The 15,937-nt window shown below is 66.2% G+C and carries 16 protein-coding genes; 8 read left to right on the top strand and 8 right to left on the bottom strand.

Features of this window, described 5'->3' with window-relative positions; all coding sequences use genetic code 11:
- Window positions 1-27: 27 nt before the first annotated feature.
- Window positions 28-1,866: a glutamine--fructose-6-phosphate transaminase (isomerizing) gene (glmS, locus tag ACVDHE_RS12155; RefSeq protein WP_213038273.1), complete on the bottom strand. Its 1,839-nt coding sequence runs from the start codon at window positions 1,864-1,866 to the stop codon at window positions 28-30.
- Window positions 1,867-2,225: 359 nt separating this feature from the next.
- Here glmS and ACVDHE_RS12150 point away from each other — a divergent pair, with 359 nt between their 5' ends.
- Both ACVDHE_RS12150 and ACVDHE_RS12145 read left to right on the top strand, forming a co-directional pair.
- Window positions 2,226-2,906 carry a DUF421 domain-containing protein gene (locus ACVDHE_RS12150; RefSeq protein WP_325225914.1) on the top strand — a complete coding sequence of 227 codons (681 nt, stop codon included), beginning with the start codon at window positions 2,226-2,228 and terminating at the stop codon, window positions 2,904-2,906.
- Window positions 2,903-3,283, top strand: a complete 381-nt coding sequence (locus ACVDHE_RS12145; protein WP_213038271.1) for a DUF4363 family protein — start codon at window positions 2,903-2,905, stop codon at window positions 3,281-3,283. Before ACVDHE_RS12150 ends, ACVDHE_RS12145 begins: the two co-directional genes overlap by 4 nt.
- A gap of 3 nt (window positions 3,284-3,286) precedes the next feature.
- On the opposite strand, the gene nrdR is transcribed toward ACVDHE_RS12145, so the two are convergent.
- From nrdR to ACVDHE_RS12110, 7 genes are all read right to left on the bottom strand, one after another.
- Window positions 3,287-3,745 (bottom strand): transcriptional regulator NrdR, encoded by a 459-nt coding sequence (gene nrdR, locus ACVDHE_RS12140; RefSeq protein WP_213038270.1) that lies wholly within the window; start codon window positions 3,743-3,745, stop codon window positions 3,287-3,289.
- A 193-nt stretch (window positions 3,746-3,938) separates the two neighbouring features.
- A complete protein-coding gene (locus ACVDHE_RS12135; protein WP_213038269.1) occupies window positions 3,939-4,463 on the bottom strand; it encodes a hypothetical protein in 525 nt (174 codons plus the stop codon).
- Window positions 4,464-4,539: 76 nt separating this feature from the next.
- A complete protein-coding gene (locus ACVDHE_RS12130; RefSeq protein WP_458884711.1) occupies window positions 4,540-5,049 on the bottom strand; it encodes a hypothetical protein in 510 nt (169 codons plus the stop codon).
- Between the two features lie 125 nt (window positions 5,050-5,174).
- Window positions 5,175-5,543 carry a type II toxin-antitoxin system PemK/MazF family toxin gene (locus ACVDHE_RS12125; RefSeq protein ID WP_325225455.1) on the bottom strand — a complete coding sequence of 123 codons (369 nt, stop codon included), beginning with the start codon at window positions 5,541-5,543 and terminating at the stop codon, window positions 5,175-5,177.
- Window positions 5,544-5,707: 164 nt separating this feature from the next.
- A complete protein-coding gene (gene alr, locus ACVDHE_RS12120; protein ID WP_325225457.1) occupies window positions 5,708-6,874 on the bottom strand; it encodes an alanine racemase in 1,167 nt (388 codons plus the stop codon).
- 34 nt (window positions 6,875-6,908) lie between these two features.
- A complete protein-coding gene (locus ACVDHE_RS12115; protein ID WP_325225459.1) occupies window positions 6,909-7,547 on the bottom strand; it encodes a hypothetical protein in 639 nt (212 codons plus the stop codon).
- Window positions 7,548-7,561: 14 nt separating this feature from the next.
- Window positions 7,562-9,106, bottom strand: a complete 1,545-nt coding sequence (locus tag ACVDHE_RS12110) for an NAD(P)H-hydrate dehydratase (RefSeq protein ID WP_458884710.1) — start codon at window positions 9,104-9,106, stop codon at window positions 7,562-7,564.
- A 440-nt stretch (window positions 9,107-9,546) separates the two neighbouring features.
- Between ACVDHE_RS12110 and ACVDHE_RS12105 the strand changes: the two genes are divergently transcribed.
- From ACVDHE_RS12105 to ACVDHE_RS12080, 6 genes are all read left to right on the top strand, one after another.
- The gene (locus tag ACVDHE_RS12105; RefSeq protein ID WP_213038263.1) at window positions 9,547-10,572 is read left to right on the top strand and encodes a phenylalanine--tRNA ligase subunit alpha; all 1,026 of its coding nucleotides are present in this window, start codon (window positions 9,547-9,549) and stop codon (window positions 10,570-10,572) included.
- A gap of 212 nt (window positions 10,573-10,784) precedes the next feature.
- Window positions 10,785-13,481, top strand: a complete 2,697-nt coding sequence (pheT, locus tag ACVDHE_RS12100) for a phenylalanine--tRNA ligase subunit beta (RefSeq protein ID WP_458884709.1) — start codon at window positions 10,785-10,787, stop codon at window positions 13,479-13,481.
- A 68-nt stretch (window positions 13,482-13,549) separates the two neighbouring features.
- Window positions 13,550-13,702 (top strand): hypothetical protein, encoded by a 153-nt coding sequence (locus ACVDHE_RS12095; RefSeq protein WP_418725085.1) that lies wholly within the window; start codon window positions 13,550-13,552, stop codon window positions 13,700-13,702.
- Between the two features lie 68 nt (window positions 13,703-13,770).
- The gene (locus ACVDHE_RS12090) at window positions 13,771-13,923 is read left to right on the top strand and encodes a hypothetical protein (RefSeq protein WP_418725085.1); all 153 of its coding nucleotides are present in this window, start codon (window positions 13,771-13,773) and stop codon (window positions 13,921-13,923) included.
- Between the two features lie 126 nt (window positions 13,924-14,049).
- Window positions 14,050-14,295: an IreB family regulatory phosphoprotein gene (locus ACVDHE_RS12085; RefSeq protein ID WP_213038261.1), complete on the top strand. Its 246-nt coding sequence runs from the start codon at window positions 14,050-14,052 to the stop codon at window positions 14,293-14,295.
- A gap of 214 nt (window positions 14,296-14,509) precedes the next feature.
- Complete coding sequence (locus ACVDHE_RS12080) at window positions 14,510-15,922, top strand: sodium:solute symporter family protein (RefSeq protein ID WP_458884708.1); 1,413 nt, start codon at window positions 14,510-14,512, stop codon at window positions 15,920-15,922.
- Window positions 15,923-15,937 lie beyond the last annotated feature (15 nt).

Genomic DNA, 15,937 nt, shown 5'->3' with positions numbered 1-15,937 from the left:
GCGCGCTGTGGCGCTGCGGCCTTCGGCTTACTCCACGGTGACGGACTTTGCCAGGTTCCGGGGCTTGTCGATGTCGCAGCCCCGCTGCAGCGCCACGTAGTAGGAGAACAGCTGCAGCGGCACCACGCCCAGGGAGGGCTGCAGGACCGGATGCACCTCCGGCACGGCGATGATGGCGTCGGCGTTCTTCTCCATCTTGGACCGGAAGGCCTCGGTGGTCAGCGCCAGTACCTCGGCGCCCCGGGCCTTCACCTCCACCACGTTGCTCATGGCCTTGTCGAACAGCGGCGCATAGGTACCCAGGGCCACCACCAGCGTCCCCTCCTCGATCAGGGAGATGGTGCCGTGCTTGAGCTCGCCGGAGGCGTAGGCCTCGGAGTGGATATAGCTGATCTCCTTGAGCTTCAGGGAGCCCTCCAGGCCCATGGCGTAGTCCAGGTTCCGGCCGATGAAGAAGATGGAGTTGTGATTGAAGTACCGGGAGGCAAAATAGGGGATGTCCTCGGTGTGATCCAGGAACTGCTGCATCAGGTCCGGCAGGGTCTGGACCTGGGAGACGATGGTGTCGTACTCCTTGGGATCCACGGTCCCCAGCTTTTCCGCCAGGTACAGGCCCACCAGGTCCATCAGCACCAGCTGGGTGGTGTAGGCCTTGGTGGTGGCCACGGCGATTTCGGGGCCGGCCCAGGTGTAGAGCACGTCGTCGGCGTCCCGGGCGATGGAGGAGCCCACCACGTTGACGATGGCCAGGGTCCGGCCGCCCCGGCGCTTGGCCTCCCGCATGGCGGCCATGGTGTCCAGAGTCTCGCCGGACTGGCTGATGACGATGACCAGGGTCTTTTCATCCACCAGCGGGTCGCAGTAGCGGAACTCGCTGGCCAGCACCACCTCCACCGGGCGGCGCATCAGCTTTTCCCAGTTGTACTTGCTGACCATACCCACGTGATAGCTGGAGCCGCAGGCGATGATGAAGATGCGGGAGATCTCCCGGACGTAGTCCTCGGGCATGTGCAGGTCGTCCAGCACCACCCGGCCGTCCCGGATGCGGGGAGAGATGGTCTTGCGGATGGCCTCGGGCTGCTCCATGATCTCCTTGAGCATGAAGTGGGGGTAGCCGCCCTTCTCGGCGGCGGACACGTCCCAGTCCACCTGGCTGTGCTTCTTCTCCACCGGCACCAGCTCGTCGTCGAACACATCCACGGTGTCGGCGGTCAGGACGGCGATCTCGCCGTCGTCCATATAAGTGACCTCCCGGGTGTACTTCAGCACGGCGGTCACGTCGGAGGCGATATAGTTGCCGCCCTTGCCGTAGCCGATGATGAGGGGACTGTCCTTCCGGGCGGCGATCAGGGCGTTGGGATAGTCGGCACAGATGATGCCCAGGGCGTAGGAGCCCTCGATCCGGCGCAGGCAGCGGCCCACGGCCTCCAGCATATTGCCGCACTCGTTGTAGTGGAACTCCAGCAGCTGGGCCACCACCTCGGAGTCCGTATCGGAGTGGAAGGTGACGCCCAGCTTCTGCAGGTGCTCCTTCAGCTCCAGATAGTTCTCGATAATGCCGTTGTGGACCAGGGCGATCTGGCCGTTCTCGCTGACATGGGGGTGGGCGTTGGCGTCGTTGGGCTCGCCGTGGGTGGCCCAGCGGGTATGGCCAATGCCCAGAGTGCCCTCCAGATCGGCGCCGCCGTGGATCATGTCGGAGAGCACCTGGAGACGGCCCTTGGCCTTTTTCACCTGGAGGCCGCGGGTCTCAGAGCGCACCGCCACGCCGGCGGAGTCGTAGCCCCGGTACTCCATCCGGGCAAGGCCCTCCAGCAAGATCGGGGCGGCCGGCTCCCGGCCCACAAATCCAATAATTCCGCACATATCAAAGAATTCCTCCTGAATATTCAAAACTTCATTTCGCGGGGGCCGGACGCGCAGCCGTCCCTTCCCCTTCCGCGGTCGCGGTCCCTTTGTTGCGCGGTCGCCCGCGTTTTTCCGGACCGTGTCACGCGCCCCGCGGGCGCGGAGGGGCATCCGCCGAGTGGTTCGATACTCCCCTCTCCTCGTCATCCTGTAAAGGTTTTATCCATTACAGGACCAGGCGCTGTTGATGGGCAAGCCCATAGTCCTCCTTTCCTTCTGCGCTTGTGGTGAGATATGAAAACGCCCCTGTGGGGCCGTATCCCCGTATGGAAATTTCCCGCCGGCACATACTATCCGGCAGGAGGTGACCGCCTGTGATGACCGCCTTTGCCCGCTCCTGCATCCTGTACTTTCTCATCATGATCGGCCTGCGGCTCATGGGAAAGCGGCAGATCGGCGAGCTGGAGCCCAGCGAGCTGGTCCTGACCATGATGATCTCGGACCTGGCCACTGTCCCCATGCAGGACTTCGGGATCCCGCTGCTGGCGGGCGTGGTGCCCATTTTGACGCTGCTGTCCCTCTCTCTCCTGTTAAGTCAACTCTCTTTACACCATTTGCGGCTCCGGGCCTTGATCTGCGGAACGCCCGCCATTCTCATCGAAAAGGGCCGCATCTGTCAGTCGGCCATGCGGAAAAACCGCTACACCCTGGACGAGCTCCTGGAGGAGCTGCGGGAGCAGGGATACAGCCGGGTGGCGGACGTGAAATACGCGGTGCTGGAAAACTCCGGCCAGCTGTCGGTCTTTCCCTGGACGGCCCAGCAGCCCCCCACCGCTCAGCAGCTGGGGCTGGACCTCAAGGACGACGTAACGCTGCCCACGGTGCTCATCAACGACGGCCGGCTCCTCCGGCAGAACCTCGCTGCCTGCGGCCGGGACGAGCAGTGGCTGAAAAAGCAGCTGTCCCGGGAAAAGGCCGCCTCCCCCCGGGAGGTGTTCCTGATGACCCTGGACGAGGACGGCACTGTATTCTGCGTGAAAAAGGAGCCGACGCCATGAAAGCCTACCTCAAGCCTCTGGCGGTGCTGGCGGCCATCCTGGCCTTCGCCCTCTGGAACGGCGCCGCCATGACCGCCCACACGGACCGCTGGCGCGCCCAGGTGGAGCAGGCCGACGCCCTGGCTCAGGCGGAGGATTGGAGCCGGGCCGTGGAGATCCTGGCGGACAGCTACGCCGACTGGTCCGGCAAGCAGACCTACCTCCACATCGTCACGGAGCACGACGCCGTGGACGACGCCGAGGCCATGTACCGGCGGGCCCTGGCCTTTGCCGCCACCCGGGAACTGACGGAGTTCCGGGCGGAGCTGGCGGACCTGCGGGATCAGCTGCGCCTGCTGGCGGAGATGGAGCGGCTCAATGTGAAGAACGTCCTGTGACTGTCAGCGGTTGTCGGCCAGGAGCTTGTTCAGCTCCGCCATGAAGGTGTCGATGTCCTTGAACTGGCGGTAGACGGAGGCAAAGCGCACATAGGCCACCTGGTCCACGGCCCGCAGCCGCTCCATGACCTTCTCGCCGACGATCTCGGTACTGATCTCCCGGTCCATGGAGTTTTGCAGGTCCTGCTCGATCTCCGCGGCAATTTTCTCCAGCTCCGCCAAGGGGACCGGCCGCTTCTCACAGGCCCGGATCATGCCGCCCAGGACCTTGCGCCGCTCAAAGCTCTGACGGCTGCCGTCCTTCTTCACCACCACCATGGGCAAACTCTCCACCGTCTCATAGGTGGTGAAGCGCTTGCCGCAGGACAGGCACTCCCGCCGGCGGCGGATGCTGCTGTTCTCGTCGGCAGGGCGGGAATCGATGACCTTGCTCTCACTGTATCCGCAATAGGGGCATTTCATGGCTGACCTCCCGATGTTCGCCGGCGGGCGCCGGCGGTCTCGCTCCGGGACGATCCGGAGCGGCCCGGACCAAGCGGCCGCTCCGCCGGTGGGGCGGAACGCAACATATGGTGGCCGCTTCTGCGTTATTATACCACACCTTTTTTTAATATGGTATACATAATTTGCGTCCGGCACATCTTTTTCCTGATTTTCACAGCACCGGCCGCTCCCGGCTGTCAAAGGCATACACCCAGTACCGCTCACCCCGAACCCGGCAGGGCCTGGCGAAGCAGAACAGGCCCGTCAGCGGCACCGGCCGCCGGGGGTCATAGGGCACCGCCAGCAGCAGCGTCTGCCCCTCCCGCCGCCACAGAAGGCCGGGGACCTCCCGCAGTCCGCGGCGCAGCCAGGGGGAGCGGAACAGCGCCTCGGCCTCCGCGGGAGCCCAGTCCCCCGCCGCCTCCTCCGGCGGCGAGGCGGGCCGCACCTCTCCCCGCAGCAGCCGCCCCGCCGGGGCGGTCATCCGGTGGGAAAAGCGCCGCCGCAGCACCGCCGCGTCCCCCTGGGGCTCCAGGACCCCCAGCCGCAGCTCTCCCCGGTCCCCTACGGCCCAGGCGCACCAAAGTCCCTCCCCCGGCAGGGCGCAGCGGACGGAAAAGCAGGTGTACAGCGCCTCCCGCTCCGCCGTCAGCTCGCCCACGGACCGCTCCTTCCACAACAGCGGAAACTTGTCCATACCCCCGCTCCCTTCCGCGAAAACGCCCGTCTGCGCAATCCTATGCGCAGACGGGCGCGGGTATGCCCACACGCGGTCAGGCGATGGTATAGCTTCCCCGGACCAGCAGCTTGGTGGTGGCGGCGGTGGCCTTGACGCCCCGTCCCTCCACGGTCATCATATACAGGTGGTTCTGCACCAGAGCGGCCCCGCCGGCCAGGGTGGTGGCGGCGCTCTCGTCGATCAGGCCCGGGCTGGAGGGGGCCACGCAGGTGGCGGTGCCCACCCGCAGCATCACCTCGCAGCCGATGTCTCCGGTGAGAACCTGGCCGCTGGAGAGGGTCACCACCGTGAAGACGGAGGCCGTGGTGGTGCCGCCGGAGGTAGTCTGGCCGCCCAGCTGCTGGACGATCTGACTGTTGCGCTGGGCGATCTTGGCGTCCACCTTCTCCAGGATCTGTCCCAGGAAGGTGTCGTTGAGGTAGCTGAGGGTCACCAGGGGATCCTGGGAGGACCCGGCCTCCGCCGCCAGGGACACGGTGCAGCTGAGCACCAGGCTCAGCGCCAGCATGGCCGCCATCCGCAGATACCAACGATTTTTCTTCATATGTACCATCCTTTCCGCCCGACGCCGGGCCTGTCCGCCTTTGCGGCAGAAGGCCGCCGCGCCGGGTAGACGCTTATTCTGACGTTCCCCTGAAAAGGGGCCGCCCTTTTCAGGGGAACCATCTCTCAGACCAGCTGGTCGTGAGGCAGTCCGAAGCTCACTGCGATCGCCAGGTCCACCCGCTCCATCACGCCTTCCTCCACATGGCCCATTTTCTCCCGCAGCCGCTTTTTATCCAGGGTCCGCACCTGCTCCAGCAGGACCACGGAATCCCGGCTCAGGCCGCAGCTCTGTTCCACGGGGAGGTCGATATGTGTGGGCAGCCGGGCCTTCCCGGTCTGGGAAGTGATGGCCGCCGCGATCACGGTGGGGCTGTAACGGTTTCCGGTGTCGTTCTGGATGATCAGGACCGGCCGGACGCCGCCCTGCTCACTGCCGACCACCGGGGAGAGATCGGCATAGTAAATATCGCCGCGCTTGACACTCGTATCCACAAAGTTCACACTCCGCCGAAATGAAGTACCCATCACCGGACGCTCTGTCCGGTGAGGCCACTTTCATTCTCCCACGCAGGATCGGAATTTATTCCGTCAAGTGGGTAAAATTCCGGCGTCCTCGCCCCGCAGTATCCTATGCGGCGGCGGTGCGAAGTGTGACTTTACTGGAGGCGCAGGGCCCGTTCCACCACCTGTCCGTCCCGCAGGTAGACCCGGGGCACCCGCTTGCTGACGGCGCAGAGCAGCTCGTAGGAAATGGTGTCCAGCAGCTGCGCCAGATGGTCCACGCTCTGGCGCCGGCCGAAGATCTCCACCTCGCTGCCCACCTTCACGTCGGGCAGGCCGGTCAGATCCACCATGGTCATGTCCATGCAGATCCGACCCCGGATGGGGGCGGGCCCCTGGTCCGTCACCACGGCAAGGCGGTTGGAAAGCCCCCGGAACAGCCCGTCGGCATAGCCGATGGGCAGCACGCCGATGCGGGCCTTGTCCGCCGCGCGGTAGGTGCGGCCGTAGCTGATGTCGGTGCCGGGGTCGAAGATCTTGATGGTGGAGACGCTGGACTTGAGGGTCATCACCGGCCGCAGGCCCAGCCGCTTGGCGTCGGCTCCCACGCCGTACAGGGCGATGCCGGGCCGGACCATATCCAGGTACATCTCCGGATACCGGGCCAGGGCGCCGCTGTTGGCGCAGTGGCGGATGGGGAAGGTCCGCCCCCGCTCCGCCAGGGCGTTCACCACCCGCAGGAACAGGGCGAACTGCTCCCGGGTGTAGGCCTCGCTGTCCGTATCGTCCTCGTCGGAGACGGCGAAGTGGGTGAAGATGCCCTCCGCCTCCAGCCCCGGCAGGGCGCAGGAGGCGGCGATGGCCTCCACGCCGCCGTCAAAGTGTTCGTCCCGCACCAGGAAACCCAGCCGGGACATGCCGGTATCCACCTTGATGTGGACCTTCAGCCTCCCGCCGCAGGCAGACGCCGCGGCATTGTACTCCTCCGCCTTGGCCCGGGCGGACACCGCCTGGGTGATGTGGTAGCGGATCAGCTCCGGCACCATCTCCGGCGGGGTGTGCCCCAGGATCAGGATGGGGGCGTCGATGCCGCCGTGGCGCAGCTCCCGGGCCTCGTCCAGACTGGACACCGCCAGGTAGTCGGCCCCCAGCTCCTCCAGTTGGGCGGCCACCTGGATGGCACCGTGGCCGTAGGCGTCGGCCTTCACCACGCCCAGATACCGCACGCCGGGCCCCGTCAGCTCCCTGGCCCGGCGGTAGTTGTGGGCCAGGGCGTCCAGGTCGATCTCCGCCCAGGTGCGCCGTAAGATCGTATCTTCCATACTTGTTGGGTCACCTTCTGACTGTATGTGCCTCTCAGGCGGCGGGAGAAGCCTCCTGCCCCGCCTGATCGTCGGCGTCCATTGTATCATAAAAGAGGAACTCCGTAAAGTCCGCCGTCAAAATGATTTCGTCCTCCACGGCGATCTCCCCCCGGACCGGGGTGCCGTCCTCCGTGCGGAGCCAGACCGTGGAGAGGATCTTCCCGTCCTGGGGACCGCTCTGGTCCACGGTCAGCCGCAGGCAGGGTGTGCCGTTCCAGTCCTCGGTGTTCTCCTCCAGCAGCCACCCGTCCCGCAGGGCGCTCATCAGCCGGGGCAGGCAGGCAAGAGGGCTCACCTCCTGGGAGCTGAGCGTCCCGGCCCCCAGGCACAGGTCCTCATATTCCAGGGACAGTTCCTCCCCGGTGATGACCGCCCGGACCCCGGCGATGGTCTCCGGAGAGAGCACCTCCACCGTGGTCTCCCCGCCGGGGACGTAGGTGCACAGGACCTCCGCCTGCCACAGCTGCTCCCCCTCGCTCCAGGCGACCTCCGCGGTCATCTCGCAGCCCGCCATGTCGGCGTAGGGCCGGCGCAGCGACGCCGCGTCGGGCCCGGCTTCCCCGCCCGCTCCGCCGCAGCCGGCCAGCAGCAGGCACAGGGTCATCATTGGTACGCACATCCACTTGCGCACCCGCAAAACCTCCGTTACTCCAAAATCTCCCGGAATGCCTCCGGCAGGGCGGACACCACGTCCTCCGGGGCGGCGCCGTAGGCGGTGAGCCGCCCCTCCGCCACTTCCCCGGCGCGGCCGTGGAGCCACACGGCCCCCGCCGCCGCCTGGACCGCCGGGGCCCCCTGGGCCAACAGGGCGGCGATGAGCCCCGTCAGCACGTCGCCGCTGCCGCCCTTGGCCAGGGCGGAGGTGCCGGTGGTGTTCACCAGCACGTTGCCCGCCGGCGACGCCGTCACCGTCCGGTGGCCCTTGAGCACCAGCACGCAGCCGTGGGCGGCGGCGAAGTCTCTGGCGGCCCCCACCCGGTCCCCGCCGGTCAGGTCCCCGCCGATCCGGGCGAACTCCCCGTCGTGGGGCGTCAGCACCGTGATCCGATCCCGCCGGGCGTCCAGTACATCCATATGCCCGGCCAGGGCGTTTATGCCGTCGGCGTCCAGCACCACCGGGCACTGCGCCTCCGCCAGCAGCGCCCGGGCCAGCTCCGCCGCCTCCTTCTCCCGGCTCAGGCCCGGCCCCAGGGCCAGCACGTCGCACGCCTTCACCCGCTCCCGCAGTTCCTCCAGGGCCTTGCGGGACAGCGCACCGTGCCTGTCCTCCAGGGGGAAGGGCATGGCGCCGGTGCACTTGGCGGCCTCCACGGCCCAGATGGCCGCCGGCACGCCCAGGTACACCAGCCCGGCGCCGCCCCGGACCGCGGCGGAGGCCGAGAGGTACGGCGCGCCGGTGTAGCCCACGGCGCCGCCTGCCACCAGCACCTTGCCGAAGGTGCCCTTGTGGCCGTCGGCCCTCCGGGGCGGCAGGGCCGCCCGGACGAAGTCCCGCTCCACGGTCTGGGCCGGGCACCGGAGCCCGCGCACCAGGTCCGCCGGGATGCCGATATCGATGACGTCCACCCTGCCGGAATGCAATGCCCCGTCCCCCGCCGCCTGGCCGATCTTGGGCAGGGTGAAGGTGACGGTCCGGTCCGCCCGGACGGCGGCGCCCAGGATGCGGCCCGTGTCCGCCTCCACGCCGCTGGCGATGTCGGCAGCCACCACAGCCCCCCGGCTTTCGTTCATCCACCCGATGGCGGCGGCATAGGCGCTGTCGGGGGCGACGGGACGGCTGAGGCCCACACCGAAGAGGGCGTCCACGCACACGTCCGCCCCCAGCACGAAGCGCCGTTGGTCCGGATCCGCCGGATCGAAGGGCTCCAGCTCCACGCCGCACTCGCTGAGGCGCCCCGTCTCCTCCAGGGCGTCGGGAGTCAGCTTTTCATAGCTGCCCGCCAGAAACGCCCGGACCCGGACGCCCTTCAAAAACAGATGCCGCGCCGCGCCGATGCCGTCCCCACCGTTGTTCCCGGCGCCGCACAGCACCGCCGCCGTGCACCGGCCCGGCCGGTCCGGCAGCAATTCCAGCGCCGCGCCGGCCACCGCCTTTGCCGCCCGCTCCATCAGGCCGATGGAGGGGATGCCCCGGTCCTCGATGGCCTGCCGGTCCAGTTCCCGCATCTGGGCGGATGTGGTCAGTTTCATAGGGTGGCACCTCCGTTTTTCATGATCGTCTCTGCACACATTATAAAAAAACGGCACTGTCTTTGCAATCCCTCCCGGCCGCCCGGCAAAAATTGACGACGGGGGGATTTTTCTCTTGCATTTCCCAACTTTCTGTGCTATAAGTGGTAATTGTATCAGCGATGAACGGGAAAATGACCGTGAAACGCCGCCAAGAGAGGGTCGGTCACCGGCTGCGAGCCGACCTGCGGAACGTCCGGCCTGGTTCGCCCGGGAGCCGCCGTGGAGACACGGACGGGTGCCCTCCGTTACCGGGGCGTCAAGTGCGCATGGGGAGCCATGCGAATTTGGGTGGTACCGCGGAAGCTTCGCCTTTCGTCCCAACGGGGACGGAGGGCGTTTTTTTGTTGCCCGCCCTTCCCCTCACATCACGAAATCCTTGAAAAGGAGTTATCAGGAATATGAAAGAACAACTGGAAGCCATTCGCAAACAGGCCCTGGCGGACTTTGCCGCCGCCGGCGACGCCGCCGGACTGGACGCCCTGCGGGTGAAGTACCTGGGCAAGAAGGGCGAGCTGACGGCTTTGCTCAAGCAGATGGGCAAGCTCTCCGCCGAGGAGCGGCCCGTCATGGGCCAGCTGGCCAACGCCGTCCGGGCCGACCTGGAGTCCGCCCTGGAGGCCCGGGCCGCCCAGCTGGAGGAGGCGGCCCTGGAGCAGCGGCTCCGGGACGAGGCCCTGGACATCACCATCCCCGGCAAGGCTCCCAAGCTGGGCCGCCGCCATCCCATGTACCAGGCTTTGGACGAGCTGAAGGACATCTTCATCTCCATGGGCTTCACCGTGCTGGACGGCCCCGAGGTGGAGCTGGCGGAGTACAACTTCGACCGCCTCAACGCCGAGGAGGGCCACCCCTCCCGGGACTGGTCCGACACCTTCTACTTCGACGCCGACAGCCGGGTGATGCTCCGCTCCCAGACCAGCCCCATGCAGGTCAGGGCCATGGACTCCATGGAGCTGCCCATCCGCATCATCGCCCCCGGCCGCGTCTACCGCAAGGATGAGGTGGACGCCACCCACTCCCCCATGTTCCACCAGGTGGAGGGCATGGTCATCGACAAGGGCGTCACCATGGCGGACCTGAAGGGCACGCTGAACACGCTGGTGGAAAAGCTCTACGGCAAGGGCACCAAGACCCGCTTCCGCCCCCACCACTTCCCCTTCACCGAACCCTCCTGCGAGATGGACGTCCAGTGCCACAAGTGCGGCGGCGTGGGCTGCCCCACCTGCAAGGGCGAGGGCTGGATCGAGCTGCTGGGCGCCGGCATGATCCACCCCAAGGTGCTGAAGATGGCCGGCATCGACCCGGAGGTCTACTCCGGCTGGGCCTTCGGCATCGGTCTGGAGCGCACGGCCATGCGCCGGTTCAAGATCGCCGACCTGCGGCTGATCTTCGAGAACGACGTGCGGTTCCTGGAACAATTTTAAAGAGGGGTCTGCGTCCCCCCTTTAGATTCCCCCCACCAGTGACGTCGGTCACTGGTGCGCGCGCCCCAAGGGCGCGCAGGTCGGGGTATTTTCGCCACGTACACGCCGCGGCGAAAATGATTTGAATTTCTTCGCGCGGGGCGCGGAGAGGCGGAACGGCAGGTTTCGCCGATCAATCTGAATATGTCCATCCCAATGGAAGGAGTTTCAATATGTTATTAAGCAGAAAGTGGCTCAGCGAGTTTGTGGACGTTGACGCCAATGACAAGGAATTTGCGGAGGCCATGACCCTGTCCGGATCCAAGGTGGAGGTCACCGAGGACCTGGGGGCCGAGATCTCCAACGTGGTGGTAGGCCGGGTGCTCTCCATGGAGCGCCACCCGGACAGCGACCATATGTGGGTGTGCCAGGTGGACGTGGCCCAAGACCAGCCGGTCCAGATCGTCACCGGCGCCTGGAACGTCCATGTGGGCGATCTGGTGCCCGTGGCTCTGCACAAGTCCACCCTCCCCGGCGGCAAAAAGATCGAGAAGGGCAAGCTGCGGGGCGTGGAGTCCAACGGCATGCTGTGCGGCCTGTACGAGCTGGGCCTGGACGAGCGGGACTTCCCCTACGCCGCCATCATCCCCGCCGCCCTGCTGAACGACTACAAGCCTCTGGATCCGGCCAAGCCCTCCATCCCCGCCGATGTCCAGCCGGGCCACAAGATCTACGGCCCCGTGGTGGCGGCCGGCGTCAAGGAGGTCATTCCCCACCAAAACGGCTGGACCGTTACTCTGGACCTGGGCGACGGTCACATCGCACCGCACGACACCGCACTGCCCAACATTCACGTCGGCGACATGGTCGCGTACAACACCGACAAGGCACTGATCTGCACCCTGGCCGATCTCCACGCCCAGCAGGCGGAGTTCCCCCACTGCATCCCCGACGGCATTTTCATTCTCCGCGAGGACTGCAAGCCCGGCGACGACCTCAAGCCCGTCATCAACGCCGACGACCACGTGGTGGAGTTTGAGATCACCCCCAACCGGCCCGACTGCCTCAGCGTCATCGGCCTGGCCCGGGAGGCGGCGGCCACCTTCGACAAGCCCCTGCAGCTCCACGAGCCCGTGGTCAAGGGCGGCGCCGAGGGCGTGCTGACGGACCTTCTGGACGTGGAGACCCCGGACGCGGACCTGTGCCCCCGGTACACCGCCCGGATGGTCCGCAACGTGAAGATCGCCCCCTCCCCCAAGTGGATGCGGGAGCGGCTGCGGAGCATGGGCGTGCGCCCCATCAACAACATCGTGGACATCACCAACTACGTCATGCTGGAGTACGGCCAGCCCATGCACGCCTTCGACTACCGCTATGTCAAGGGCGGCAAGATCATCGTCCGCCGGGCCGCCGACGGCGAGGAGCTAACCACCCTGGACGGCAACGTCCGCAAGCTGACGGGCAACATGCTGGTCATCGCCGACGAGACCCGGGCCGTGGGCCTGGCGGGCGTCATGGGCGGCGAGAACAGCGAGATCGTGGCGGACACCGCCGACGTGGTGTTCGAGTCCGCCTGCTTCGACGGCACCTGCATCCGCAAGACCGCCCTGGCTCTGGGCATGCGGACCGAGGCCTCCGCCAAGTTTGAAAAGGGCCTGGACCCCCTGAATACCCTCCCCGCCGTCAACCGCGCCTGCGAGTTGGTGGAGCTGCTGGGCGCCGGTGAGGTGGTGGACGGCATCATCGACGTGCTGAACTTCGTGCCCCAGCCCCGGGTGCTGAAGCTGGAGCCGGAGAAGATCAACGGCCTGCTGGGCACCGACGTGGCAAAGGACGAGATGGTCCGCATCCTCCGGAAGCTGGACTTCACCGTGGAGGGCGATCAGGTGACCGTTCCCTCCTGGCGCGGCGACGTGGAGGGCATGGCGGACCTGGCGGAGGAAGTGGCCCGGTTCCACGGCTACAACAACATCCCCGTCACCCTCATGCGGGGCCAGACCACCCTGGGCGGCTTCGGCGCCGAGGAGCTGCTGGAGCGCCGCTGCGGCGCTGTGTGCCGCGCCATGGGCTATGACGAGATCATCACCTACTCCTTCATCTCCCCCACCCAGTACGACAAGATTCTCTGGCCGGCGGACTACGCCCGCCGGGAGTCCTTCAAGATCCTCAACCCCCTGGGTGAGGACACCTCCATCATGCGCACCACCACCCTGCCCTCCATGCTGGAGATCCTGACCCGGAACTACAACTACCGCAACCAGGATGTGAAGCTCTACGAGGTGGGCCGGGTCTACCTGCCCGGCGGCGAGGACGGCCTTGCCGACGAGCGCAAGGTCCTGACCCTGGGCGCCTACGGCGGCGATATGGACTTCTACGCCATGAAGGGTACCATCGAGGCCATTTTGAAGGACCTGCGGGTGGACGAGATCCGCTTCCAGGAGCCCACCGGCGCCCCCAGCGACGCCTCCTACCACCCCGGCCGCTGCGCCACCGTCTGGGCGGGCAGCAGCTGCATCGGCATCTTCGGCCAGATCCACCCGCTGGCGGCCCGGAATTACGGCGTGGACACGGAGTTCTACTGCGCGGAGCTGAGCCTGGACCAGCTGGGCCAGGCCCAGGGTCCCGATCCCGAGTACGTGCCCCTGCCCAAGTTCCCCGCCGTGGAGCGGGACATCGCCGTGGTCTGCGACAAAACCGTCACCGTGGGCGCGCTGGAGGACTGCATCCGCAAGGGCGCCAAGGGCCTTTTGAAGGACGTGGCCCTGTTCGACATCTACACCGGCGCCGGCATCCCCGAGGGCAAGAAGTCCGTGGCCTTCAGCCTGACCCTCCGGGCCGACGACCGCTCCCTGACCAGCGAAGAGGCGGACGCGGATGTGAAGAGCATTCTGGAGACGCTGGAGAAGGACCTGGGCGCCGTGCTGCGCTGAGGCTGCCGCCGCCTCTTCGGGGCCCCCGCACCGCGGGGCGCGCGTCAGCGCGTACAAGCGTCCCGGCCTTGCCGGGACCTTGGCGCCAGGCGGAATTCACTTCCGCCGCGCAAGTGCCGGTGGGCCCCCGCAAGCGCCCCGCGCTTGCGGGACCGGCGGATGCGGATGTGAAGAGCATTCTGGAGACGCTGGAAAAGGACCTGGGCGCCGTGCTGCGCTGAGGCTGCCGCCGCCTCTTCGGGGCCCCCGCACCGCGGGGCGCGCGTCAGCGCGTACAAGCGTCCCGGCCTTGCCGGGACCTTGGCGCCAGGCGGAATTCACTTCCGCCGCGCAGGTGCCGGTGGGTCCCCGCAAGCGCCCCGCGCTTGCGGGACCGGCGGACGCGGACGTGAAGAGCATCCTGGAGACGCTGGAAAAGGACCTGGGCGCCGTGCTGCGCTGAGCGGCATCCCTCTGCGGAAAATCTTTTGTAAATTTCCCCGGGAAACGCTTTACAGCCTTTCAAAAAGCGAGTATACTAGGTCTTGTATTGGGGCTGGCTTTGCCTCACAAGAAAGGCGGTGTCTGCATGGACGATTTTACCCGGAAATTCAATATTGCGATGGAGAAGGACGCGGAACTCCACCAGATCCTGTCCACCGTCTATCAGGCACTGGAGGAGAAGGGCTACAATCCCATCAACCAGATCGTGGGCTATATCCTCTCCGAGGATCCCACCTATATCACCAACCACAACAACGCCCGGACCCTGATCCGCAAGATCGACCGGGACGAGTTGCTGCAAGTGCTGGTGCGGAAATATCTGGGCCAGTGACCGTGTAAGATCCGAAACCGGGGAGGCAGCAGTCTCCCCGGTTTTTCCTGCGGTCCCCTCCGCCCCGCCTGTTTTCGCCCCATGCCCGCCGGCCTGTGCGCCTCTTTGCAAAACGCGGAGGGCGGTATCCTCCCCTTTCCGCACTTCTTGACATTGCCGCCGCAGTGCGGTAAAATTTTTCCACCATCGACACAACAGAGGAGAGAGAAACACAATGGGTTATATCATTGCCATCGGAGCGTACCTGCTCCTGCTGATGATCTACGGCATGGTCATCGCGCACAAGAAAGTCAAGACCGCCGACGACATGGTCACCGGCGGCCACCGCATTCCCTTCATCGTTCTGGTGGGCACGCTGCTGGCCACCTGGTGCGGCGGCGGCGGCATCACCGGCTCCGCCAGCGTGGTGTACACCGGCGGCCCCTGGGTGGGCCTCATCACCTTCGCGGCGCCCCCCATCGGCATCATCCTGCTGTACTTCATCGCCGGAAAGGTCCGCAAGTCCAATAAGGTCACAGTGCCGGAGATCATGGAGGCCCGCTACGGCAAGGCCGCCAGCATCATCTCCGCCCTGTGCGTCATGCTGGCCTACGTGGGCGTGCTGGCCACCCAGCTGAAGGCAGCGGCGGACATCATCGTGCTGCTGTGCTCTTCCAGCGGTGTGGAGATCTCCCACGGCGTGGCGCTGGCCATCTGCACCATCATCATCGCCGTGATCACCGTGGGCGGCGGCCTGGTGTCCGTGGCCTACTCCGACGCTGTCAGCGCCCTGCTGATGGTGGGCGGCTTCTTTGCCGCCATCCCCATCCTGATGGCGGCAGCCTCCGCCCAGGGCGCTACCCTGCCTCCGGAGAAGATGACCCTTACCGGCGGCATGTCCGGCTGGGAGCTGCTGGGCTACTTCCTGCCCTCTCTGGCGCTGATGCTGGGTGACCAGAACATGCTGCAGCGGTTCGCTTCCGCCAAGAACAGCGACGAGGCCAAAAAGTCCAACATCGGCATGTTCATCGGTGAGATCCTGGTCATCATCAGCATCGTGCTGATCGTCACCCAGGCGGCCAAGCTGTATCCCACGCTGGAGACGCCCTCCAACGTCATCTTCCAGGTGGCTGTGGATTATCTGCCCCTGGTATTCGGCGCGCTGGTGATGTGCGCCTGCATGGCCTTCATCGTCACCACGGCGGACAGCTATCTGCTCTCCTCCGCCACCAACCTGACCAACGACGTCTATCAGCGGTACATCAACACCAAGGCCACCGACAAGCAGAAGATGCTGGTCCTGCGGGCTACCATCGTGGTGTTCAGCTTCATCGCCGTGGCGCTGACCCTGTACTTCCCCACGGTGCTGTCCCTGCAGATGACGGCATATACCATGTACGGCGCCGCCATCACCCCGGCCATCCTGTTCGCCCTCTTCTCCAAGAAGGTGACCCCCGCCGGCGGCATGGCCGGCATCCTGGTGGGCGGCCTGGCCACCATCATCTGGACCCTGATGGGCACGCCCTACGGCATCCAGTGCGCCATCGTGGCGGTGCCCGCCTCGGTCATCGCCATCCTGGTGGTCAGCGCTGTGACCCGGTGCAACGATCCCAAGCGGTCCCTGGAGGCCCTGTACCAGGACAACTGATCCCACGCGGGGCGG

It is taken from the genome of Dysosmobacter sp. Phy, from assembly GCF_054476235.1.
The sequence above is the reverse complement of the archived record's forward strand: the minus strand, read 5'-3'. Positions and strand labels throughout refer to the sequence as shown.